Annotated in this window: 21 protein-coding genes and 2 tRNA genes; 14 read left to right on the forward strand and 9 right to left on the reverse strand. The window is 66.5% G+C overall.

Going from position 1 to position 22,083, the window contains the following annotated elements:
- Window positions 1-15 precede the first annotated feature (15 nt).
- Genes TPR58_RS17700 through TPR58_RS17710 form a run of 3 tightly spaced genes read left to right on the forward strand, consistent with a single transcriptional unit; the run spans window position 16 to window position 2,593 of the window.
- Complete coding sequence (locus TPR58_RS17700; protein ID WP_346248065.1) at window positions 16-849, forward strand: ABC transporter substrate-binding protein; 834 nt, start codon at window positions 16-18, stop codon at window positions 847-849.
- Entirely contained in the window at window positions 846-1,817 is a 972-nt protein-coding gene (locus tag TPR58_RS17705; protein ID WP_346248066.1) for a FecCD family ABC transporter permease, read from the forward strand. The genes TPR58_RS17700 and TPR58_RS17705 overlap by 4 nt, the downstream gene beginning before the upstream one ends.
- The gene (locus TPR58_RS17710) at window positions 1,808-2,593 is read left to right on the forward strand and encodes an ABC transporter ATP-binding protein (protein ID WP_346248067.1); all 786 of its coding nucleotides are present in this window, start codon (window positions 1,808-1,810) and stop codon (window positions 2,591-2,593) included. Before TPR58_RS17705 ends, TPR58_RS17710 begins: the two co-directional genes overlap by 10 nt.
- Before the next feature lie 8 nt (window positions 2,594-2,601).
- Here the strand turns inward: TPR58_RS17710 and TPR58_RS17715 are convergent, their stop codons facing one another.
- Together TPR58_RS17715 and TPR58_RS17720 are read right to left on the reverse strand one after the other, a co-directional pair.
- Window positions 2,602-2,805 (reverse strand): hypothetical protein, encoded by a 204-nt coding sequence (locus TPR58_RS17715; RefSeq protein ID WP_346248068.1) that lies wholly within the window; start codon window positions 2,803-2,805, stop codon window positions 2,602-2,604.
- Between the two features lie 27 nt (window positions 2,806-2,832).
- Window positions 2,833-3,012, reverse strand: a complete 180-nt coding sequence (locus tag TPR58_RS17720; protein ID WP_346248069.1) for a hypothetical protein — start codon at window positions 3,010-3,012, stop codon at window positions 2,833-2,835.
- Between the two features lie 145 nt (window positions 3,013-3,157).
- Between TPR58_RS17720 and TPR58_RS17725 the strand changes: the two genes are divergently transcribed.
- Both TPR58_RS17725 and tig read left to right on the forward strand, forming a co-directional pair.
- Window positions 3,158-3,242, forward strand: a tRNA-Leu gene (locus TPR58_RS17725).
- A gap of 62 nt (window positions 3,243-3,304) precedes the next feature.
- On the forward strand, window positions 3,305-4,987 hold the full coding sequence (gene tig, locus TPR58_RS17730) for a trigger factor (RefSeq protein ID WP_346248070.1): 1,683 nt from the start codon (window positions 3,305-3,307) through the stop codon (window positions 4,985-4,987).
- A 319-nt stretch (window positions 4,988-5,306) separates the two neighbouring features.
- On the opposite strand, the gene TPR58_RS17735 is transcribed toward tig, so the two are convergent.
- The gene (locus tag TPR58_RS17735; protein WP_346248071.1) at window positions 5,307-5,888 is read right to left on the reverse strand and encodes a DUF4328 domain-containing protein; all 582 of its coding nucleotides are present in this window, start codon (window positions 5,886-5,888) and stop codon (window positions 5,307-5,309) included.
- 139 nt (window positions 5,889-6,027) lie between these two features.
- On the opposite strand from TPR58_RS17735, the gene TPR58_RS17740 reads away from it, so the two are divergent.
- Complete coding sequence (locus tag TPR58_RS17740) at window positions 6,028-6,954, forward strand: glycosyltransferase family 2 protein (protein WP_346248072.1); 927 nt, start codon at window positions 6,028-6,030, stop codon at window positions 6,952-6,954.
- Between the two features lies 1 nt (window position 6,955).
- Here the strand turns inward: TPR58_RS17740 and TPR58_RS17745 are convergent, their stop codons facing one another.
- Both TPR58_RS17745 and TPR58_RS17750 read right to left on the reverse strand, forming a co-directional pair.
- A complete protein-coding gene (locus tag TPR58_RS17745) occupies window positions 6,956-7,975 on the reverse strand; it encodes an SDR family oxidoreductase (protein ID WP_346248073.1) in 1,020 nt (339 codons plus the stop codon).
- 48 nt (window positions 7,976-8,023) lie between these two features.
- On the reverse strand, window positions 8,024-9,742 hold the full coding sequence (locus tag TPR58_RS17750; RefSeq protein WP_346248074.1) for a hypothetical protein: 1,719 nt from the start codon (window positions 9,740-9,742) through the stop codon (window positions 8,024-8,026).
- An 83-nt stretch (window positions 9,743-9,825) separates the two neighbouring features.
- On the opposite strand from TPR58_RS17750, the gene clpP reads away from it, so the two are divergent.
- Together clpP and clpX are read left to right on the forward strand one after the other, a co-directional pair.
- Complete coding sequence (clpP, locus tag TPR58_RS17755) at window positions 9,826-10,479, forward strand: ATP-dependent Clp endopeptidase proteolytic subunit ClpP (RefSeq protein ID WP_346248075.1); 654 nt, start codon at window positions 9,826-9,828, stop codon at window positions 10,477-10,479.
- 226 nt (window positions 10,480-10,705) lie between these two features.
- The gene (gene clpX, locus TPR58_RS17760; RefSeq protein ID WP_346248076.1) at window positions 10,706-11,962 is read left to right on the forward strand and encodes an ATP-dependent Clp protease ATP-binding subunit ClpX; all 1,257 of its coding nucleotides are present in this window, start codon (window positions 10,706-10,708) and stop codon (window positions 11,960-11,962) included.
- Window positions 11,963-12,029: 67 nt separating this feature from the next.
- Here the strand turns inward: clpX and TPR58_RS17765 are convergent, their stop codons facing one another.
- The 4 genes from TPR58_RS17765 to TPR58_RS17780 form a co-directional block, all read right to left on the reverse strand.
- Window positions 12,030-12,617, reverse strand: a complete 588-nt coding sequence (locus TPR58_RS17765) for a hypothetical protein (RefSeq protein WP_346248077.1) — start codon at window positions 12,615-12,617, stop codon at window positions 12,030-12,032.
- 17 nt (window positions 12,618-12,634) lie between these two features.
- Window positions 12,635-14,083, reverse strand: coding sequence for an NCS1 family nucleobase:cation symporter-1 (locus TPR58_RS17770; RefSeq protein ID WP_346248078.1), 1,449 nt, complete (start codon window positions 14,081-14,083; stop codon window positions 12,635-12,637).
- 66 nt (window positions 14,084-14,149) lie between these two features.
- Window positions 14,150-15,214, reverse strand: coding sequence for a serine hydrolase domain-containing protein (locus tag TPR58_RS17775; RefSeq protein ID WP_346248079.1), 1,065 nt, complete (start codon window positions 15,212-15,214; stop codon window positions 14,150-14,152).
- On the reverse strand, window positions 15,211-16,779 hold the full coding sequence (locus TPR58_RS17780) for a M1 family metallopeptidase (RefSeq protein WP_428835735.1): 1,569 nt from the start codon (window positions 16,777-16,779) through the stop codon (window positions 15,211-15,213). Before TPR58_RS17780 ends, TPR58_RS17775 begins: the two co-directional genes overlap by 4 nt.
- A gap of 284 nt (window positions 16,780-17,063) precedes the next feature.
- Here TPR58_RS17780 and lon point away from each other — a divergent pair, with 284 nt between their 5' ends.
- From lon to TPR58_RS17805, 6 genes are all read left to right on the forward strand, one after another.
- Window positions 17,064-19,472, forward strand: coding sequence for an endopeptidase La (gene lon, locus TPR58_RS17785; protein ID WP_346248080.1), 2,409 nt, complete (start codon window positions 17,064-17,066; stop codon window positions 19,470-19,472).
- Between the two features lie 193 nt (window positions 19,473-19,665).
- Window positions 19,666-19,938, forward strand: coding sequence for an HU family DNA-binding protein (locus tag TPR58_RS17790; RefSeq protein WP_110149345.1), 273 nt, complete (start codon window positions 19,666-19,668; stop codon window positions 19,936-19,938).
- A gap of 102 nt (window positions 19,939-20,040) precedes the next feature.
- A tRNA-Val gene (locus tag TPR58_RS17795) sits at window positions 20,041-20,115 on the forward strand.
- Between the two features lie 267 nt (window positions 20,116-20,382).
- Window positions 20,383-20,739 (forward strand): hypothetical protein, encoded by a 357-nt coding sequence (locus TPR58_RS17800; RefSeq protein WP_346248081.1) that lies wholly within the window; start codon window positions 20,383-20,385, stop codon window positions 20,737-20,739.
- Window positions 20,740-21,001: 262 nt separating this feature from the next.
- Window positions 21,002-21,439, forward strand: a complete 438-nt coding sequence (locus TPR58_RS22670) for a helix-turn-helix domain-containing protein (RefSeq protein WP_428835734.1) — start codon at window positions 21,002-21,004, stop codon at window positions 21,437-21,439.
- Window positions 21,440-21,493: 54 nt separating this feature from the next.
- Complete coding sequence (locus tag TPR58_RS17805) at window positions 21,494-22,075, forward strand: OB-fold protein (RefSeq protein ID WP_346248082.1); 582 nt, start codon at window positions 21,494-21,496, stop codon at window positions 22,073-22,075.
- Window positions 22,076-22,083 lie beyond the last annotated feature (8 nt).

Here is a 22,083-nt window from a genome sequence, read left to right on the forward strand (position 1 = left end):
TATGGCGGCGTGCCGATGCCGTCCGTTTCAACGCCTCTTGTCGCCCTGATATGTCTGGCTTCGGCCGGATGCGCCGCTCCGCCTTCGACGGGTGGCGGTGGGATCGTATCGACCAATCCCTGCGCCGACGCCATTCTCGTCGATCTGGCGCCCGATCGCATCGCGGCGATCAGCCATTATTCGCACGATCCCCAATCCTCTTCGATCGCGCCGGACGTGGCGCGCCGCTTTCGCGCACTTGGCGGGACGGTCGAGGAAGTCATCGCGCTGAAGCCGGACCTGGTGGTGGCGGACGCCTTCGCCTCGCCCGCGGCGCGCAGCGCCTATGCCCGGGCGGGAATCCGCACCGTCTATCTCGACTGGCCGACGACGATCGATCAGAGCAAGCGCGACGTCGTCCTGCTGGCCGCCGCGGTTGGACGCGACGGTGCGGGCAGGGCGATGAACGCGCGGATCGATCGCGCCGTCGCCGATGCTGCCTGGACCGGTCCCAAGGTGCCGGCGCTGCTGTGGATCAGCGGCAACCTGGCCAATGGCGGTGGCACGCTGCTCGACGACATGATGGCGCGCGCAGGCTTCTCGAACCATGCCGCGCATTACGGCTTGCAGTTCACCGGCACCCTGCCCATCGAACGCGTCGTGATCGATCCGCCCCGCGTCATGCTTGTTCCCGATCCGCCCGGCCGTGCCGCCGGGTCGCGCGCCGCGGAGATGCGCGCCCGCGCCATCGCCGCTTCCGGTGTGCAGGTGACCCAGGCGCATCTGCCGCGCGAACTGGTCAATTGCGGCGGGCCGGTCATCGTCAACGCCATGCGCCGCCTGGCCGAGGTCCGGCGGAGCGTTCGATGAGCCGGGTGTCGCTGTCGCTCGCACTGGCGCTGCTGGTGATGCTGCTGTTCGCGGCCTCGCTTGCCGCGGGAAAGGTCTGGGTGCCGTTCGATGCCTGGTTCTCGAACGATCCGCGCTGGTGGATCGTTGCCGAGCTGCGCCTGCCGCGAGCGATCCTCGGGCTGGCGATCGGCGCCGCGCTCGGCCTGACCGGTGCGGTGCTGCAGGGATTCCTGCGCAATCCGCTTGCCGATCCCTCGGTCATCGGAATCTCGTCCAGCGCGGCTCTGGGGGCGGTGACGGTGATCGTCGTCTTCTCGACCATGGCGCCGCTGGCGATCTTTGCCGGGGCGATGATCGCGGCATGCGCCTCGATGCTGCTGCTGGCCGGGCTTGCCTGGCGGGCGGACAGCGCGGTCGCGTTCATCCTGGCGGGCAGCGTGCTCGCGAGTCTCGCCGCGGCGCTGACCGCGTTCCTGATCTCGATCGCGCCCAATCCCTATGCCGTGGCGGAAATCATCGACTGGATCATGGGGTCGCTGACCGACCGCAATTTTACCGAGGTCCAGTTCGCCCTACCGTTCATCGCGATCGGCGCGCTGCTGCTGTTCCTCACCGGCCGGTCGCTCGATGCGCTGACGCTGGGGGAGGCCGCCGCCCGGTCGCTGGGCGTGCGGATCGCCCGGGTCCAGGCGCTCATCATCCTCGGCTCGGGCCTGGCGGTCGGTGCCAGCGTCGCGGTGACCGGCGTGGTCGGATTCGTCGGGCTGATCGTCCCGCATCTGCTGCGCCCGCTGGTCGGTGCGCGACCCAGCGCATTGCTGCTGCCCAGCGCGCTGGGCGGCGCGGCGCTGGTCCTCGCCGCCGACAGCCTGGTGCGGCTGGTGCCCGGCGCGGGCGAGGTGCGGCTGGGCGTCGCCATGGCCCTGCTGGGCACGCCCTTCTTCTTCGTGCTGCTCCTCAGGCTGCGGGGATCGGCATGGAACTGAGCGTCCGCGATCTGGACGTCACGCTGGGCGGGCGGCGCGTGCTGCACGGGGTCGGCGCGGATTTCGCGCCGGGGCGGATCACCGCGGTGCTGGGCCCCAACGGGTCGGGCAAGACGACCCTGGTCAAGAGCATGGCGGGGCTGATCGAGATCGACGGCGGCCAGGTCCGGCTTGGCGAACGGATCATCGCCCGCGTGCCGGTCCGCGAGCGCGCCCGGCTGATCGGCTATCTGCCGCAGGACGGAACCGCGCACTGGAACCTGAACGTGCGCGATCTGGTCGCGCTCGGGCGCCTGCCGCACCGCGCGCCCTTTGCGGGGCCCGGGCCGGAGGACCAGGCGGAGATTTCAGCGGCGCTTGCGGCGACGGATGCGATGCACCTGTCGGATCGCCGCGTGCAGGACGTGTCGGGGGGCGAGCGCGCCCGCGTGCTGCTGGCCCGGGTGATGGCGGGCGCGCCGCGCTGGCTGCTGGCGGACGAACCGCTGGCGGCGCTCGATCCGGCGCATCAGTTCGGCATGCTCGATCAGTTGCGCGGGCTGGCCGCAACGGGAATGGGCGTGGTGATCGTTCTCCACGACCTCGCCCAGGCGGCGCGGATCGCCGACGACATCGTGATCCTGAGGGAAGGGCGGGTGGTCGCCTCGGGCCCGCGGGAAGAGGCACTGACGCCGGAAACCCTGCGCCAGGGCTTTGGTGTCGAATCGGTGATGGTCGAGGTCGAGGCGGGCGTGGTCCTGCCGGTGTTGACCGGGCGCACGCCCCGCCTCGACTGACCGTTCGGCTACTGCGCGGTCTGGTCCTGGTTCTTGACCTCGCCGGCGGTGCCGCTCACCCCGTCGGGGGTGCCCGTCGGTTCGAGCGGCGAGGAGGACGGGCCGCCATCGACTGCCTCGGCGGCGTCGGACCGGGATCCCACCACCTGTTCGAGGTCGGTGCGCGGATCGTCCTTGCGGTCCAGTTCGGTATCGCGGTTCGTATCGCCCATGTCTCTCTCCTTCGGTCCGGATTCGCCTTACCCGATCGGCTGGATCGGCGTGGGTGCCGGCGCGGTTCCCGGCTGCGGGGCGGGGACGTCGATATCGGGTGCCGGCGGGGTGATTTCCGGCGGCAGCGTCTCGGGCTGTCCCGGCTGCGGCGTCGGCGGCGCCTCGGGCTCGGGAACGGCGGGCGGGATCGGGGGTTCGACGGGCATGGAAACTCTCCTTGGTTCGCTGGCACAACGCCGGGCATCCGGGCAGGTTCACATTCGCCGGGCCAAAGGACTGCAAGGTTGCGAAACCTCGCCCTTGCCCTCGCACCCTCGACTGCTATAGAGCCCGCCGACCGGCGGTGCCCCTGCGGGCGTGGCGGAACTGGTAGACGCGCTGGATTTAGGTTCCAGTATCGCAAGATGTGGGGGTTCGACTCCCTTCGCCCGCACCAGCACCGCCGATCCTTGCAGCGTCCGGACGCCGCGATTCCGAATTCATTTTGAAAGCCGTGAAATGCAGACTGTCGAGACGTTGAACGAAGGCCTGAAGCGCGCATATACGCTCACGATCACCGCCAAGGATATCGACTCCAAGGTCGATGCCGAAGTGAAGCGCGTTGCGCCGCAGGTGCGCATGCCCGGTTTCCGCCCCGGCAAGGTTCCCGCGAACCTGGTCCGCAAGATGCACGGCGAGGCGATTGCCGCTGACGCCCTGAACACCGCGATCCAGGACGGCGTCCAGTCGCTGGTCGCCGAGAACAAGCTGCGCCCGGCGATGGCGCCGTCGGTCAGCCTCGAGGACGGTTATGAGGCGGGCAAGGACGCCACGGTCAAGGTCGAGCTGGAAGTGCTCCCCGACGTGCCGATGCCGGCGATCGATGGGCTGAAGCTCGAGCGCCTGACCGTTCCCGTCGCCGATTCGGCGGTCGAGGAGCAGCTGACCCAGCTCGCCGGCCAGCAAAAGGCATGGGAAGACGCAGCCGAGGATCATGCTGCGGCCGAGGGCGACCAGGTCACGATGGACTTCGTCGGCAAGACTGCCGACGGCGTCGCCTTCGAGGGTGGCACCGGCGAGGGCATGGCGGTCGAGATCGGCTCGGGCCGCCTGATCCCGGGCTTCGAGGACCAGATCGTCGGCGTCAAGGTTGGCGACGAGAAGCAGATCAACGTGACCTTCCCGGAGGATTACGGCGCCAAGGAACTGGCCGGCCAGCCCGCCACTTTCGACCTGAAGATCACCGCGGTGAAGACCGCCGGCGAGACGAAGATCGACGACGACTTCGCAAAGTCGCTGGGCCTTCAGGATCTCGCGCAGCTGACCGGCCTGCTCAAGGGCCAGCTGGAACAGCAGAATAACGGCCTGACCCGCACCTATATGAAGCGCAAGCTGCTCGACCAGCTCGCTGCCGGCCATGACTTCCCGGTCCCGCCGTCGATGGTCGAGGCCGAGTTCGAGCAGATCTGGGCCCAGCTGCAGCACGAAGCCGAGCATGAGGACGATGCCGAGGCCGCCAAGGCCGAGCTGGAAGCCGAGCGCGACGATTATCGCGCCATTGCCGAGCGTCGCGTGCGCCTGGGCCTGCTCCTGTCCGAGATCGGCACCGCCAACGGCGTCGAGGTCAGCCAGCAGGAAATGAACATGCTCGTGTCGCAGGCGGCACAGCAGTACAACGCATCGGATCGCGAGCGCTTCATCCAGTATATCCGCCAGGAGCCGATGGCCGCCGCCCAGCTGCGCGCGCCGCTGTTCGAGGACAAGGTCGTCGACTTTCTGTTCGACAAGGCCGAGATCACCGACCGTGAAGTGACCCGCGAAGAGCTGGAAGCGGCGATCGAGTCCGAGGAAGGCGCGATCCCGCACGTCCATGGTCCGGATTGCGGTCATGACCACGGCCACGACCATGAAGAGGCGAAGCCGGCCAAGAAGAAGGCCGCCGCCAAGAAGGCCGATGCCGCTCCCGAGGCGGAAGTCGTCGCCGACGCGGCTGTTGCCGAGGAGCCGGTGAAGAAGGCAGCGACCAAGAAGGCGCCGTCGAAGAAGGACGTCGCTCCCGAGACGCCCGCCGACGCCGACGCGCTGGTCGAGGCCGAGCCGGTAAAGAAGGCAGCCACCAAGAAGGCACCCGCCGCCAAGGCGGAGGCCGCCGAAGGCGAGGCCAAGCCTGCCAAGAAGGCGCCGGCGAAGAAGAAGGCCTGATCCTTCTCACCGACGAAATACCGGCGCTCGCGACCCAGGTCGCGGGCGCCGGTTTCGTTTTGGGGGAGCAGAACGGCGATCGGGAAGGGCCCGCGTACCGGAGTCACGCGCGCGCCTGACTCTGCTCGCCTTGATCCTGTCGAGGGGCACATTCCCAGGGCGGCGCCAAAGGGGAGCAGGCCTTCGACAGGCTCAGGCCGGACGGGGGAGACGTTCTGTCACGATCTCAGCGGCGTCACGGCCCACCGATTAATTCCATCGTTCGCCCTTAGCTTGTCGAGGGCCGGGCATCCACATGCGGACGACTTTTAGAAACGGCTCACTCGAACACTTCGTGCAGTTCTTCCGCAATCATTCGGTTCTGCGCTTTGGTGATCCCGCGGAGGATGGCGATCGCTACTGTCGCGAGGGCAAGCGCCAGAACGGCCACCACCCATAACATCGTCATCACTTGCTCGTCACTTCGAACGAAAATCCAACCTGCGACCCCGTTGGCCAGCCACAATGCCCACCATAAGGCAACAAGGCCGGTGTCCGGATGCTCGGCGTCACCGTGGCTGACCGTCCATAGCTCGCGCATGCCGCGATAAGGCATGACGAGATTGGCGAACGGGACCGCAAACCACCAGACCCTCGATTCTGCCGTGAACTCCAGATCCGCGTGTCCCAGTGCTTCCAGATTTGCGCCGGCAACATAGATCCACCACGCGAAAGCGATAATCGTCAGAACAAATAATGTGAAAAATGCGCCTTCATATGCGTCGCTATTCCGCATGATATATTCTGAGAAAGTCTCGGGAGACAGGATTACCCACCCCAGGGTGATCGGCCTGTTAAGCGCATGAATTGCGACCAGCGTCGTGACCAGAGTGGTCAGGACTCGAAGATCCCTGAACTTCAATTTTCACCCCCCGTTTTGTGCCGGCATCATGGTGCCGCGAGCTTGCGGCGTCAAAGGCGGTCCGGCGGCCTTGCGGAGGCCTCTGGCGCCTGTGCCAAAAATCATCGAATCGAAATCGTTTCGGCCCTATGGCGTGCCCATGAGCCAGAAGATTGCCGTCATCCTGCCCTGTTACAACGAAGAGGCTGCCATCGCGCAGACCGTGGCGGGGTTTCGGGCCGCGCTGCCGGGCGCGGTCGTCTACGTCTATGACAATAACAGCCGCGACCGCACCGTGGAGGTCGCGCGTGCCGCCGGCGCGGTGGTGCGGACCGAGCGGATGCAGGGCAAGGGCAGCGTCGTGCGGCGGATGTTCGCCGACATCGATGCCGATGTCTATGTGATGGCGGACGGCGACGCGACCTATGATGCCGAAGCCGCGCCGGCGATGGTCGCAAAGCTGCTCGACGAGGGGCTCGACATGGTTGTCGGCACCCGGGTTCATGAGGCGGTCGAGGCCTATCGTCGCGGTCATGTGCTGGGCAACCGGGTGATGACCGGGTTCCTCGCCAGCCTGTTCGGGCGCAGCTTCACCGATATTTTCTCGGGCTACCGCGTCTTCTCGCGCCGCTTCGTGAAGAGCTTCCCGGTCTTGTCCTCGGGGTTCGAGATCGAGACCGCGATCAGCATCCATGCGCTGGAACTGAAGATGCCGGTGGGCGAGATCGAGACCGTCTATCTGGCGCGCCCCGAAGGGTCCGAGTCGAAGCTCAACACCTATCGCGACGGTCTTCGTATCCTGGGGGTGATCCTGACCCTGTACCGGATCGAGCGGCCGATGCTGTTCTTCGGCGCGATCGCCGGCCTGCTGGCGCTGCTGGCGATCGTCCTCGCGATCCCGCTGGCCGTCACCTACGCTCATACCGGGCTGGTGCCGCGCTTCCCGACCGCGATCCTGGCGACCGGGCTGATGATCCTGGCGTCGCTCAACCTGTTCGCCGGGTTGATCCTCGACACGGTGGTTCATGGTCGGCGGGAGATGCGGCGGCTGGCCTATCTGGCGCAGCCCGGGCCGCTCCGCGACTGACTCAGCCGCGCTTTGGTTCGACCAGAGCCAGCGCCTTCAGGCTCTCCGCCGTGGCCAGGATCGCCTCCTCGTTGGTTCGCGGCGACCAGCCCAGCGCGCGTGCCTTGTCATTGCTTGCCCGCGCGCGAATGCCCAGACGCGGCACCGCATCGCGTGCCATCGGATTGACCAGCCCGACCAGACGCACGATCCAGCTGGGCAGCCGCGGCGGCAGTTTCGTGCCGGCGCCGCGGTGGAGAATCTCGGCCATCTGGTGAAGCGAGACCGAATCGCCCGCAATCGCCAGGAACCGTTCGCCAGCGGCCTCGGGCGAGGTCATCGCCAGCAGGTGCAGCGCTGCCACGTCGCGAACATCGACCACGCCGAACCACAGGTCGGCGGTGCCCGGCAATTTCCCGGCCATCATCTGGCGCACCAGCTCGATCGAGGTCGACAGGTCGCCGTTGAGGGCGGGGCCGAAGATGCCGACGGGGTTGACCGTCGCCAGCTCCATCGCGCCGCCTTCCTTCGCGACAAATGCCCAGGCGGCACGCTCCGCCAGCGTCTTCGATTTCATATAGGGCTGGACGGCGGGACCCTCGACATCGGTCCAGTCCTGCTCGGTATAGGGCGTCTCGCGGCGACCATGGCCATAGCCGATGGCGGCGAAGGACGAGGTGAGGACCACCCGCTTCACCCCCGCGTCGCGGGCGGCCCGCAGCGCTCGGAGCGTGCCCTCCACGGCAGGCCGGATCACGTCCTGCTCCTCCTTGGGCTGGGTCAGCGGGAAGGGCGAGGCGACATGGTGGACATGGTCGCATCCGGAAACAGCCTCGGCCCAGCCGTCATCGCGCTCCAGGTCGGCGGCGAAGAAGCGGAGGCGGGTGGTATCCGCCCCATGCCGTTCCAGCGTCGCCCGGACCTCGGGCTCCCGCGCCAGGTTGCGGACGGTGGTGCGGACGTCGTGACCCGCGGCAAGCAGCTGGAGGATGACGTGGCCGGCGACGAAGCCCGACCCCCCGGTGACCAGGATGGTGCTCATCGTCGCAACATGTGACCCACGGTGCCCCGCTACAAGGTCGCGCCGCAGTTATGGGGCGAGCGGAAACCAGGGCCGGGGCTCGCGCCGGTCGAGGCCGCAGACGCGGGTCAGACCATGTGCTGCCACATAGGTCCGGATCCGGTGCGGATAATCGGAAAAATCGGGGCCGTAAAACGCCCAGTCGCGCGGGTTGAAGGTGGAGAAGCCGATGATCGTCGGGCGGTCGTAATAGGCGGCCAGCAGCATCGCATCGACATTGTGGCGATAGCGCAGCATCAGGTCGCGCCCGTCGCTATAGCCCCACATCCGCACCACCTGCTCGGCCTCGGGCTCCTGCGCGGTGAAGGGCTGGCGCGCCAGCACGACGAAGAAGCTGTCGCACTCGGCCGGAGGCGGTCCGGCGCTGGCGAGCATCTCCAGCTGTTCGGCGCGGTCGATCATCAGCGGCGCCTGGAGCTGCACCTGCTCGGCCAGAAGGAAGGCGCAGAGCAGCGTGATCGTCACCGGGCCGGCGCGCCAGCGCTGGAGGAACAGCATCGCCATCGCGATCATCGGGATCAGCATGAACAGCAGGATGCGCGAGATCACCCGCACGCCGCTGGCGCCGGGGATCACCGGATAGAGATATTCCCACAGGATCGCGTTGCCGGTCCACCGTGTCACCATCAGCACCAGCAGGATCAGCGCCATGGCGGCCGCCAGCATCAGCCTGGCTTCGCGACGGTGGCGGATTGCCCACGCCCCCGCGACGATCGTCAGCACCAGCAGTCCGATCGGGAAGCCGAAACGCTGCTCGCCGCCGCTCATCGGGCCGAGCAGCCTGCCCCAGACGAGATTGCCCTGGCCGACATTCACATAGGTCGACAGCGTCGGCAGATGGGGACGCACCGCCTGGGCGAAGGGGTGGCGGGCGCCTTCGGCCAGCTTGGGCAGATAGACCATCAGGAACGGGATCAGCGCCAGTGCAGCGACTGCGGCGATCGCCGCCAGGATCGGCCAGTGTCGACGGGCGGCGCTCCACAGGCGCCTGCGCCACACCGGACCTGCGACGATCAGCGCGATCGGCACGAAGGCGAGCAGGAACAGCGAGAAGAACCAGATCTGGTAGAAGGCGTTGAGCGCGGTCAGCCCGAACAGCACTCCGAACCCGGCGCCGTTTGCGATTAGCGCCCGGCGGCGATCCTCGAGCCCGGCCCGCACCCCCTGGATCGCCAGCAGCATCAGCCACGGGATGAGCCCGACCGCGAGCAACTGCGCATGGTAGATGTGGAGCAGGGACGCATTCGCGGTCGCGAACAGCGCCGCGCCCAGCAGCGCGAAGGGCAGCGCGATGCCGAGGCCGCGGCGCAGCAGCGCGGCCATGCCGAGGAAACCGATCGTCTTCATCGCGACATGGGCAAGCAGGGTGGCGATGAACGGATCGCTGCCCGCCATCCGCGCGACGGCATAGAACAGGCCGGGGACGATGTTGGTATCGTTATAGCCGAGCGTGTCGGCATAGGGGTAGAACCAGCCGGTCAGGTTCCAGGTCGCGCCCTTCGCGATCACGGCATGCCAGTGTTCGAGGATCGCGATCTCGATCAGCCCGTCATAGCTGTCGCCATGGAAGCGGGTGAAGCCGCTCAGCACCGGTCCGCGGAAGAACAGGGCGAGGCAGGCGACCAGCACCGCGAGCACCAGTCCGCGCCGCCGCCAGCGTGCCGCCGCAGTCCCGGCGCCGGCACGGTTCGTTTCATCTGCGTCGCGATGGACCGTGTCGCCGCTCATCCCGTAGTCCGTGCCCCCTTGCGCCCCGGCAGTCGAGCGCCGATGTAGTCGGCGGGCAAGAACGACAAACGAGAAATTTTCCCATGCATCCGCTTTCCGGTCAGATGACCATCGATCCCGTCACCGGCGGACTGGTTCCCATCGTCATCGAACAGTCGAGCCGCGGCGAGCGCAGCTTCGACATCTATTCGCGCCTGCTTCGCGAGCGCATCGTCTTCGTGACCGGTCCGGTCGAGGACCATATGGCCTCGCTGATCACCGCCCAGCTGCTGTTCCTCGAATCGGAAAATCCGAAAAAGGACATCTGGATGTACATCAACTCGCCGGGTGGCGTGGTGACCGCCGGCATGGCGATCCACGACACCATGCAGTATATCCGTCCGCGCGTCGGCACGGTCTGCATCGGCCAGGCCGCCTCGATGGGCAGCTTCCTGCTGGCAGCCGGCGAGCCGGGCCTGCGCGTCGCGCTGACCAACGCCCGCATCATGATCCACCAGCCGTCGGGCGGCGCCCAGGGCATGGCGTCGGACATCGAGATCCAGGCGAAGGAAATCCTGCGCATTCGTCAGCGGATGAACAGCCTCTACGCCAAATATACCGGCCAGCCGCTGGAGCGGATCGAGCGTGCGATGGACCGCGACACCTTCCTCGAGGCGAACGAGGCCAAGGAATTCGGCCTGATCGACGAAGTCTACGAGAAGCGCCCGAGCCCGTCCGAGGACACGCCGGCGGCCTGATCGTTGCGCAACCGGCCCCTGCCCGGCGGGCGGGGGCCGCGCTATCCTGCGCCCGCTCGATCGTGACCGGCTTGTGCAGCGCCGAATCCTTGCCCTTGTTTCGGCTCGCCGCATGGGCATATTAGGCGTCTTGTCACGGTTGCCGCAGTATCGGCAGCACGTCTCGCGCGGAAATCGCGGTGACAGCGTACCAAATGGCTCCTGCGGGAGCGCGTAAGGAATATCTATGACGAAGCTGAGTGGCGGCGATTCGAAGAGCACGCTCTATTGCTCGTTCTGCGGAAAGTCGCAGCACGAAGTCCGCAAGCTCATCGCCGGCCCGACGGTCTTCATCTGCGACGAGTGTGTCGAGCTGTGCAACGACATCATCCGCGAAGAGACCAAGTCCGCACTGGTGTCGAAGAAGGACGGGGGCGTGCCCACGCCGCAGGAGATCTGCGACGTGCTGGACGACTATGTCATCGGCCAGAAGCAGGCGAAGCGCGTCCTGTCGGTCGCGGTGCACAATCACTACAAGCGGCTGAACCACGGCGCCAAGGGTGCCGATGTCGAGCTTGCCAAGTCGAACATCCTGCTCGTCGGGCCGACCGGCTGCGGCAAGACGCTGCTGGCGCAGACGCTGGCGCGAATCCTCGACGTGCCGTTCACCATGGCCGATGCGACCACGCTGACCGAGGCGGGCTATGTCGGCGAGGATGTCGAGAACATCATTCTCAAGCTGCTCCAGGCCTCCGACTATAATGTCGAGCGGGCGCAGCGCGGCATCGTCTATATCGACGAGATCGACAAGATCAGCCGCAAGGCCGAGAATCCGTCGATCACGCGTGACGTGTCGGGCGAGGGCGTTCAGCAGGCGCTGCTCAAGCTGATGGAAGGCACCACCGCCAGCGTTCCGCCGCAGGGCGGCCGCAAGCATCCGCAGCAGGAATTCCTGCAGGTCGACACGACGAACATCCTGTTCATCTGCGGCGGCGCCTTCTCCGGTCTCGAGAAGATCATCGGCGATCGCCTGCAGGGCAAGTCGATCGGCTTCGGTGCCTATGTCGCTTCTCCGGAAGAGCGCCGCACCGGCGAGGTGCTGCGCCAGACCGAGCCGGAGGATCTGCTGAAGTTCGGCCTGATCCCCGAGTTCGTCGGCCGCCTGCCGGTGATCGCGACGCTGGAGGATCTCGACATCGAGGCGCTGGTGAAGATCCTCACCGAGCCGAAGAACGCGCTGGTGAAACAATATCAGAAGCTGTTCGACATGGAGTCGGTCCGCCTGGGCTTCACCGACGACGCGCTGGTCGCGGTCGCCAAGAAGGCGATCGAACGCAAGACCGGCGCGCGCGGCCTGCGCTCGATCCTCGAGGCGATCCTGCTCGACACGATGTTCGACCTGCCCGGCATGGACGGCGTCGACGAGGTGATGGTCGACAAGGATGTGGTCGAGGGCCGCAAGGACCCGGTCCGCGTCTATGCCAAGGAAGCCAAGGCGGGCTGAGCCTGGCCGCCTCGCACCCGATCAACGGGCGCCGCGTGGAGACACGCGGCGCCCTTTTCTTATCCGGTCAGCGAAGCGGTGCGGGCCATTGGATGGCGCGCAGTGCCGCCGCGATCTCCGTATCAAGGTCGAGATCGGCGAGATACGTGGCCCGGTACTTGACCAGCCACCGGTCGCCCGGCGCGCAATAGAGATAGAGGTCCGACTTTACCGGCGCGGGTTGCTCGCTGCGCAGTGCCAGGGGGAAGGTGTAGCGGACCTGCCGCGCCGCGTCCGGCGTCGCGCCGTTGGGCGAGGGAAGGCGCCGCTCCGCCCCGAGTTTGGCTTCCTTGTAGGTGCGGGTGATGGCGGCCTGCGCGTCGGTGAAGGTGCCGTCGCAGCCAAGCTCGTTGGCAGGATAGACATAGATGGTGAGGATCGCCGCCAGCTTGCCGTCGCGCGTCAGATCATAGCCGACGCTCGCGTCGCTGCCGTCCTCGTTATATTCGAAAACCCGCCCACGCTCGAACGCGCCCAGCCGCTGGGGAAAGTCGACCTTCGCGGCGCGGTGGCTCCAGGTCGGCGGCGGGTCCTTCACCTCGGTCTGCGCTGCGGCGGGCAGCGCCGTCATCAGGGCCAGGCCCAGGGCAAATGGTGCAAGCCAGCTTCTCGTCATGACGGCCAGTCCCTCCTTCAGTCGCGCGACACCGACCCGCGCATCATCAGCGTATAGAGGATCAGCGCGATTCCCAGTCCGATGAACCACGCCCAGTCGTAAATCGCGGTCCAGGGAGTGCCGATGCCTCCGAAACGGTGCGGAAAGGCGGTCGCCAGGAAGCCGGGCAGGTTGGGCAGCGCCCCTGCGGCAAAGGCGATCAGCGCCGCGGGGTTCCACCCGCCGCGATAGGCATAGGGTCCGTCGGCGCGGTACAGCGCGTCCACGTCCAGCCGGGTGCCGCGGACCAGCCAATAGTCAGCGATCAGGATGCCGGCGATCGGACCCAGCAGCGCGCTGTAACCGGCAAGCCACACGAAGATATAGCCGCCCGACGTCTCGAGCAGCTTCCACGGCATCATCACGATGCACAGCAGGGCGGTGATCGTTCCCCCGGTGCGGTACGAGATTCGCCGCGGCGCCAGCGACGAGATGTCATAGGCGGACGACACCAGGTTCGCCGCGATGTTGCACGAGATGGTGTCGATGCTGATCACCACCAGCGCCAGCAGCACGACCGGTCCCGCGAAGGTGCCCGACAGCTTGACCGGATCCCAGATCGCCTCGCCATGGATGACGACGGTCGCGCTGGTCGTGATGACGCTGGCCAGCGCGATCAGTCCCATCATCGGCGGCAGCCCGATCGTCTGGCCGATCATCTGGTCGCGCTGGCTGCGCGCGAAGCGGGTGAAGTCGGGGATGTTGAGCGCCAGCGTCGCCCAATAGCCGATCATCGCGGTCAGTGCGGGCCAGAACACCGACCAGAACTGCCCTGCCTTCGCGCCGCCCGGGGCAAAGGCGGACGGGGCGGTGAAGATCGGCCCGACGCCGCCGGCGCTGTCGATCGCCCACCACACCAAGGCCCCGCACACCAGCAGCTTGAACGGCGCGGTCCAGGTTTCCAGCCGGCGAATGGTGGTCAGCCCCTTGCGCACGAAGAACAGCTGGAGCGTCCAGAAGGCGAGAAAGGCGGCAAGCTGTCCGCCGCCGATGCCGAGCACGGGCAGCGGCGCGCCGCGCAGGTCGACGCCGATCGCGATGCTGAACAAGGTCAGCAGCGCCTCGCCGCCGATCCAGGTCTGGATCCCGTACCAGCCGCACGCCACCAGTGCGCGGGCCAGCGCCGGAAGGCGCGCGCCGATCGTGCCGAACGAGGATCGGATCAGCACGGCATAGGGAATGCCGTATCGCGCGCCCGCATGTCCGACCAGCAGCATCGGGATCAGCACGATCGCATTGCCCAGCAGCACGGTCAGCGCCGCCTGGGCCGCCGACATGCCCTGCTCGATCAGCCCGGCCGCCAGCATCCATGCCGGCACCGCGACGATCATCCCGACCCACAGCGCGACATAATGATACCAGGCCCAGTTGCGCTGCGCCGCGCTGGTCGGCGCCAGGTCCGCATTCCACAGGTGATCGTCGGCCATGGCCCTGTTCCCCCCAAGCCCCGCGGCGATTGTCCTCGCTTGCGGGCAATGCCGCAAGGGGCGGGTTCAGCGGGCCTTGGCGGCGATCAGCGCGGGCAGGATGTGGCGTTCGATCGGCGCGGTGGTCATCTCGTGCATGCCGCGCTGGTTGTAGTTCGTGCTGAGGACCACGACGACCGCATCCAGGTCGGGGAACAGCACCACCTTGTTGCCGCCATTGCCCGACATGTAGAAGCCGGGCCAGGGCCGCGCATCGCCCGGCACGCGGTAATCGCGGACCCACCACAGATAGCCATAGCCGTCCAGCGGCGTCGCCCGCGCCCGCACGCGCAGCATCTCGCGCAGCCAGTCGCGTGAGACGATCTGCTTCCCTTCGACCGCGCCGCCGCTCAGCACCAGTTGGCCGATCGCCGCGAAGTCATCGGCGCGCAGCCGCAGCTGGCCGCCGGTCTGCACCTCGCCCGAGGGCGAGCGCGTCCAGTTCGCGCCCGTGATCCGCAGCGGATCGAACAGGCGGCGCTGGACATAGGCGTCGAACCGCTCGCCCGTCGCGCGCTCGACGATCCGGCCGAGCAGGAAGGCGCCGGCGGTGCAATAGGCATAGCGGCCCTGGCCGTTCGCATCGCGCGCAAAGCCGGCGAACAGCGGAATGTCGAGCGCGAAGCGGGTCCAGTCGCGCGTCTCGTACATCCGCTCCTCATTGCCCGGACTGGCATCGGTCCAGTCGTCGCAATCGAGCGCCGACGACATGGTCAGCAGGTCGCGGATCGTCATCGCGCGCTTCAGCGGGCCGTCATGCGCGAACGGCTCGCGATCCTTGAAATAGGCGAAGACCGGCTGGTCGACCCCGGCAATCTTGCCGTCCTCGATCGCCATACCGACCGCGATCGCGGTGATCGACTTGCCTGCCGATCGCGCGTCGATGCGGCTTTCGGCGTCGTTGCCGCGATAATCCTCGGCAAAGACGGTCCTGCCGTGCTGGATCACCCGGATCGCCTCGATCCGCTTGTAGGTGCCCGCCCGGATCTCGGCCGACATCGCGTGCAGGTCCAGCGTCTGCGCCATCGCCCCGGCGGGCAGCAGCAGCGCAGCGACGATCGCCGCTGCGCGCGCGATTGCCCCGCGGTTCACGGTTGCCGCCGCTGCACGGCCTCCACCGCCGCGCTGCGTTTCAGCAGGCGTGATGCCGGATCGACCACCACATGCGCGCGTTCCGGCACGTCCAGCGTCGCGGTGCCGCCGGTCATCGGCACCCGCTGCACCTTGCCGTCCACCTGAACCTCGACCGGCAGCGGGAAGGGCGCGCCGCCCGGTGCCTTCCAGCTCAGCGTCAGCCGCGTGCCGTCCCGCTGCTGGACCAGTTCGGGCAGCGCCGCCTGGCGCAGATAGACGTCGAAGAACCAGCGATAATCCTTGCCGGTGACGGTGTTGACCGTCTGGACGAACTCGTCGGTGGTCGCGAAGCGCGGCTTGAAATTGCCCGGCTTCGGATCGGGGCGGCCATAGACCACCCGCCGCGTCACGTCCCAGAAGGCATCGTCGCCGATCGTGTTGCGCAGCGTATGGAGCACCCAGGCGCCCTTCACATAGATGTCGCTGCCCGGCCCGCTGCCCTTGTCCTCATAGACTTCCTCGCTCGTCGGGTTGCCGCCCGACACGATCGGCGCGCGATTGGCGATCTGGAGGCGGAATTCCTCCATCATCACCGCATAGCGGGCCTCGCCCTCGCGCCAGCGGCCGTACAGCGGCTGCATATATTGCGCATAGCCCTCGTGGAGCCAGAAATCGTCCCAGCGCGCCGCGGTCATCTGGTTGCCGAACCATTCGTGCGCGAACTCGTGCTGGAGCAGCCAGTCGAACCCGGTGGCGTCCTTGGCGTAGTTGTTGCCGTACGCGTTGATCGTCTGGTGCTCCATGCCGAGATAGGGCGTCTCGACGACGCCCATCTTCTCGGCGCTCCACGGATAGGGACCGACTACCGCCTCGAAGAAATCCAGGATCTGCGGGAATTCCTCGAACAGGCCGGCGGCCTGCTGTTCGCGACCGGGCAGATACCAGTAGGTCATCGGAAAGCGGTTGCCGAAGCGGCTGCTATAGGTCGCGCTGATCTCCTTGTAGGGCGCGACGTTCAGCGAGACGAGGTAGGGATTGATGCTGGTCGATCGCCAGTGAAAGGTCGTGCGGCCGTCTGCCAGTTGCTCGCGCTTCACCAGCACGCCGTTCGACGGCGCCGACAGGCCGGCGGGCACGGTGATGTGCAGGTCGACGCCGGCCGGCTCGCCCTGGGGAAAGTCGAGGCACGGCCAGTAGAGGTCGCAGCCATAGCCCTGCGCCGTGGTGCTCATCCAGGTCTTGCCGTCGCGCGTCGCGCCCCACACGATGCCGTCGTCCCACGGCGCGCGCACCGCGACATGCGGGATGCCGCCATAGCTGATTTTCACCACCGGCCTCGCCCCTGCGGCCAGCGGCGCGGGCAGGGTGATCGCCAGCCGTCCTTCGGGATTGGTCCAGGCCGGGGGCGCCAGCGCGCGACCGTCGACGCTGATCGCGCTGACCGTCAGGTTGCGGTCGAGGTCGATCAGCAGTCGCGTCTGCGGCGCCGAGGTCGCCAGCCTCAGCGTCGCCACGCCCTTCAGCGCCTTCTCCGTCGGCAGCACCTCGATCGCCAGGTCGGCATGCTCGATTCGCAGCGCCATCCGCTCCGGCTCGATCTCGCCGCCCGTGCGCATCGTCAGCGGGGTGATGGCCGGCTTGCCCGGCGTCTGGGCCAGGGCGGGGGTCGCGATCGCGGCAATGCAGGTCGCGAGCAGCAGGGGTGTGCGAATAAGGAACCTCCTCAGGAATTCAGGCGGGAATGGCGGTCGGCGCAACCGCGCGGCAGGATGGGACGCGCATCGGTGCAGGACCCTGATTGATGCCGCGGCCACACTCCCCATATAGTGGTGGACTGAAGCCCCGTTCGGGCTTGACCGGAGTTCCCATGAAGCAATCCTACCCCGTCCTGCCATTGCGTGACATCGTCGTCTTCCCGCACATGATCGTGCCGCTGTTCGTCGGCCGCGACAAGTCGGTCGCGGCGCTGGAATCCGCGATGGCCGACGACAAGGAGATTTTCCTCGTCGCCCAGCTCGATCCCAGCGAGGACGATCCCGGCCGCGAGGATCTCTACGACACCGGCGTCACCGCCGAAGTGCTCCAGCTGCTGAAGCTGCCCGACGGCACCGTTCGCGTGCTCGTCTCGGGCAAGGAGCGCGGCCGGCTCGACACGCTCGTCGAGGATGGCGCCTTCCTGACCGCCAGCATCGCCCCCGTCGACGAGGACGACCAGAGCCTTGAGGAGGCGAGCGCCGAGCTGAAGGCGCTGATGCGCTCGGTGATCGACCAGTTCGAGAATTACGCCAAGCTCAACCGCAAGCTGCCGGCAGAGACCGCGGTCCAGCTCGCCGAGCTGGAGGATGCGTCGCGCCTGGCCGACGCCGTCGCCGCCAACATCGCGGTGAAGGTCGCCGACAAGCAGTCGCTGCTGATCGAGACCAACCCGCAGAAGCGGCTGGAGATGGTGTTCGCCTTCATGGAAGGCGAACTGGGCGTGTTGCAGGTCGAGAAGAAGATCCGCAGCCGCGTGAAGCGGCAGATGGAGAAGACCCAGCGCGAATATTATCTCAACGAGCAGCTCAAGGCGATCCAGCGCGAGTTGGGCAATGAGGGCGAGGACGGCGAAGGCGACGAGATCGCCGAGCTGACCCAGAAGATCGCCACGCTGAAGCTGTCGAAGGAAGCGCGCACCAAGGCGACCGCCGAGCTCAAGAAGCTCAAGACCATGGCGCCGATGAGCGCCGAGGCGACCGTGGTGCGCAACTATCTCGACGTGCTGCTGGGCCTGCCCTGGGGCAAGAAGTCGAAGGTCAAGAAGGACATCGCCGCGGCGCAGGCGATCCTCGACGAGGATCATTATGCGCTCGAGAAGGTCAAGGACCGGATCGTCGAATATCTCGCGGTCCAGGCGCGCACCAACAAGCTGAAGGGGCCGATCCTGTGCCTCGTCGGCCCGCCGGGCGTGGGCAAGACCTCGCTGGGCAAGTCGATCGCAAAGGCGACCGGGCGCGAGTTCATCCGCCAGTCGCTGGGCGGCGTGCGCGACGAGGCCGAGATTCGCGGCCACCGGCGCACCTATATCGGCTCGCTGCCGGGCAAGATCGTGACGAACCTGCGCAAGACCGGCACGTCCAACCCGCTGTTCCTGCTCGACGAGATCGACAAGCTGGGCCAGGACTTCCGCGGCGATCCGGCATCGGCGCTGCTCGAGGTGCTCGACCCCGAACAGAACAACAAGTTCAACGACCATTATCTGGAGATCGACATCGATCTGTCGGACGTGATGTTCGTCACCACGGCCAACTCGCTGAACCTGCCCCAGCCGCTGCTCGACCGGATGGAGATCATCCGCCTGGAGGGCTATACCGAGGACGAGAAGGTCGAGATCGCCGAGCGTCACCTGGTCGCCAAGCAGGTCGAGGCGCACGGGCTGAAGGACGGTGAGTTCGTGCTCACCACCGAGGGCCTGCGGTCGCTGATCCAGCATTATACCCGCGAGGCGGGCGTCCGCACGCTGGAGCGCGAGATCGCCAAGCTGGCGCGCAAGGCGCTGCGCCGCATCCTGGAGGGCAAGGCACAGAGCGTGACGATCACGCCCGACAATCTGTCCGAATTCGCCGGGGTCCAGAAATACCGCCACGGCCTGGGCGAGGAGGAGCACCAGATCGGTGGCGTCACCGGCCTGGCCTGGACCGAGGTGGGCGGCGAACTGCTGACGATCGAAAGCGTGACCGTGCCCGGCAAGGGCGCGATCAAGACGACCGGCAAGCTGGGCGACGTGATGAAGGAATCGGTCGAGGCGGCGTTCAGCTTCGTCCGCGCGCGCAGTCCCGTCTACGGCATCAAGCCGAGCATCTTCGCGCGCAAGGACATCCACGTCCACTTGCCCGAAGGCGCGGTTCCCAAGGACGGCCCTTCGGCCGGTATCGGCCTGGTCACCTCGATCATCTCGACCCTGACCGGGGTCGCGGTGCGCAAGGACGTGGCGATGACCGGCGAGGTCACGCTGCGCGGCCGGGTGCTGCCGATCGGCGGCCTGAAGGAAAAGCTGCTCGCCGCACTGCGCGGCGGGATCAAGACGGTGCTGATCCCGAAGGAGAACGAGAAGGACCTGGCTGAAATCCCGGCGAATATCCGCGAGGGGCTCGAGATCATTCCCGTCGCCCATGTCGACGAGGTGCTTCGCCTGGCGCTGACCGCGCCGCTCGAATCGATCGAGTGGACCGAAACCGAGGAACTGGCGACCCAGCCGCCCCCCGGCGTGCAGGGAATCGAATCCTCGCAGCGCCACTGACCGATCACCGACCGTGCCTTCGGGGAGGGTCGTTTTCATCACGCTGACGTCACGAATCGGCCCTTGGCAGGTCCGAAGCGGCTGAAATGTTTTGACAGATATGGATGGGCCGTGCTGACTGGATCCTCCGGCTTCGGCCGTGAGTCATCTTTACGTTTTAACGGCTTATCGCAGACAGGGGGACCTCCGGGACATGAACAAGCAGGAACTGATCAGCCAGGTTGCTGACACCTCGGGCTTGGGCAAGGGCGACGCCACCAAGGCCGTCGAGGCAGTGTTTGACGCGATCTCGGTCGCGCTGAAAAAGGGCGACGAAGTCCGCCTGGTCGGTTTCGGTACCTTCTCGGTCAGCAAGCGCAAGGCCAGCACCGGCCGCAACCCGCGCACCGGCGATCCGATGACGATCAAGGCGTCGAACCAGCCCAAGTTCAAGGCCGGCAAGGGCCTGAAGGACTCGGTCAACTGACCCGAAAAGCCAGGGGAGGGCCGCTCCCGCGCAGGAAGCCACTGGACAGGTCGGCCCGCTGCGCTTAAAGGCCCGCTTCCCGTTTCGGCCCAAAAGGCCAATGGGCGCGTAGCTCAGTGGTAGAGCACTGTGTTCACACCGCAGGGGTCGCTGGTTCAATCCCAGCCGCGCCCACCACTTAAGTGCCGGTCTATCCAGTCATTTTTTGACCCTCCCCAGAGGAGGCGGATAGGCCGGCTCCGGTGTTCCTCCGGTGGAGGGCACCCGGAGCAGCGGTCTCGATCTCCGCGATAATCTCATTCAAGACATCGGGGGTGCTCGGGAATTTTTCTCCCGCGACGTAGGTTTCTGCGGTGTCGCCTGGATGGTGGTCCATGTAGCCTTGGACTTCTCACGTCGGAGCGCCGCGCCGCCGGCACATGGCGGCGAGGGGAGTGACGCAGGATGTACGGTTTCCATTCGCGCGTGACGGGAATCCAGCTCGATCAGCATCGTTTCCGAAGCGCGGTCGACCGACTGGATCGGCCGATCCTGGTAGTTGATCATCCATCCGCGATTCGCGCGCATCGGGAGTGGCAGGGCCTGGAATTCCGCCCGCGCGGCGCGCAGCCACTCCTTGAGCAGTGGGAGGACGGGGCGAGATTTCTTTGTCTGGGCGCGGCCGTGCGGGTTGAGGTCGATCGAGGTCGAGCCGGGCGACCATTGGTGCCGTTCGGGGTGGAACGAAATATCGACTACCGAGTCTGGCCGGGCGATCGTGCATACGAAAAACGCCTGCAGCGGTTCGGCGCGGCCGGGTAGCGCATCATGTTGATTAGGGACGGCAGACCGCGGCGGCCGGGACCAAATCAACCAGCAAGGATTTTTCGTCGCGCAGCCATTTATAGACGGATGTCTGGCTGTGGCCGATCAGGCACGCGAAGGCCGACCGCGATGCAGCGCCTCGCGGGTGGGTGGTTCGAGGCGGTGTTCGAATTCCATGATAGCATATATTGGAATATCTTTAGCCGAGATAAAGATAAATTGCAATACCCTCCTATTGGCATTTCGTTAGACCATGCTGATGGCGATAACGGGTGACAGGGTAAGGCAGCGCTTAAAAGAGCTTGGGATCAACCAATCCGAGCTGGCCCGCCGCGTGGGTATTACCCAGGGTACGGTTGCGGCCCTGATCTCCGGGAGGTCGAGATCTTCCGCGCATTTGCATAAGATCGCGCGGGAACTGGAAACCACACCGGCCTGGCTGGCAGGGGAGACCAGCGACCCGACCTCGGCTCAGCCTGATGAGGCCCCTCTGACCTCCGACGAACGCGATCTTGTCGCGATCTACCGCGCATTATCTAGCGTCGATCAGATGGCCTTGCTCCAGGTCGCCCGGGCTATGTCGGGGCCCAAGGAGGGGAGGGGCCCCGCGCAGGTCCCAAAACACTATCGGCCGGATCGGCCGACCCTCCACGACCGGAAAGCTGAGTTCCGGACGGAGAAGGTCGAACCTCGCTGAAAATTTTAGATCCACAATGGAATGAGCCGGCGGGGGCCGGCTGAGGGGGCATCAATGTCAGATCATATCAGCGAAGAATTGCAGCGCCATGCCGATCTGCGCGCGAGCGGCGTGTTGAACGAAAACGAATTCGAAGCGCAGAAAGCGAAGCTGCTGAAGGGTGGCAAGACGAGCGCGAAGACGGGTGGCGGCCTTCGCCGCGTGATCATTTGGGGCGCCATCGGTTTGTTCGTCTTGATACTCATCCCCTTCCTCGTCGGCGGGGGCGGGGACAGGGCGGCCGTCGCGACGGGGAACGGCGCAGCGCCGGCGGCCGCCGCGGGGCCGGAGCCGATCAAGATCACCGCGAAGGAACTGGCTGCCGCCTACGAGAAGAATGAGGCAGCTGCGGCAAAGCGGTTTGCCGACCAACGGCTGTTGGTCGACGGCACGATTGCGAGCGTGGACAAAACGTTCGGGGATCAAATCGTCCTGCAGCTCGAGACGGGCAATTTCATCAACGCCCAGGCCAATCTGAAGGGCGACGCGATGGATGCGGCCGCGAGCCTGAACAAGGGGCAGGCAGTCAAGGTCCTGTGCGAGTCGGTGGATGAGATGATGAGCATCCCGGTGTTAAGCGACTGCGCGCTGCAGTGAGCGGTCAG

The organism is Sphingomonas rustica (assembly GCF_039652585.1).
Lineage (GTDB): Bacteria > Pseudomonadota > Alphaproteobacteria > Sphingomonadales > Sphingomonadaceae > Sphingomonas > Sphingomonas rustica.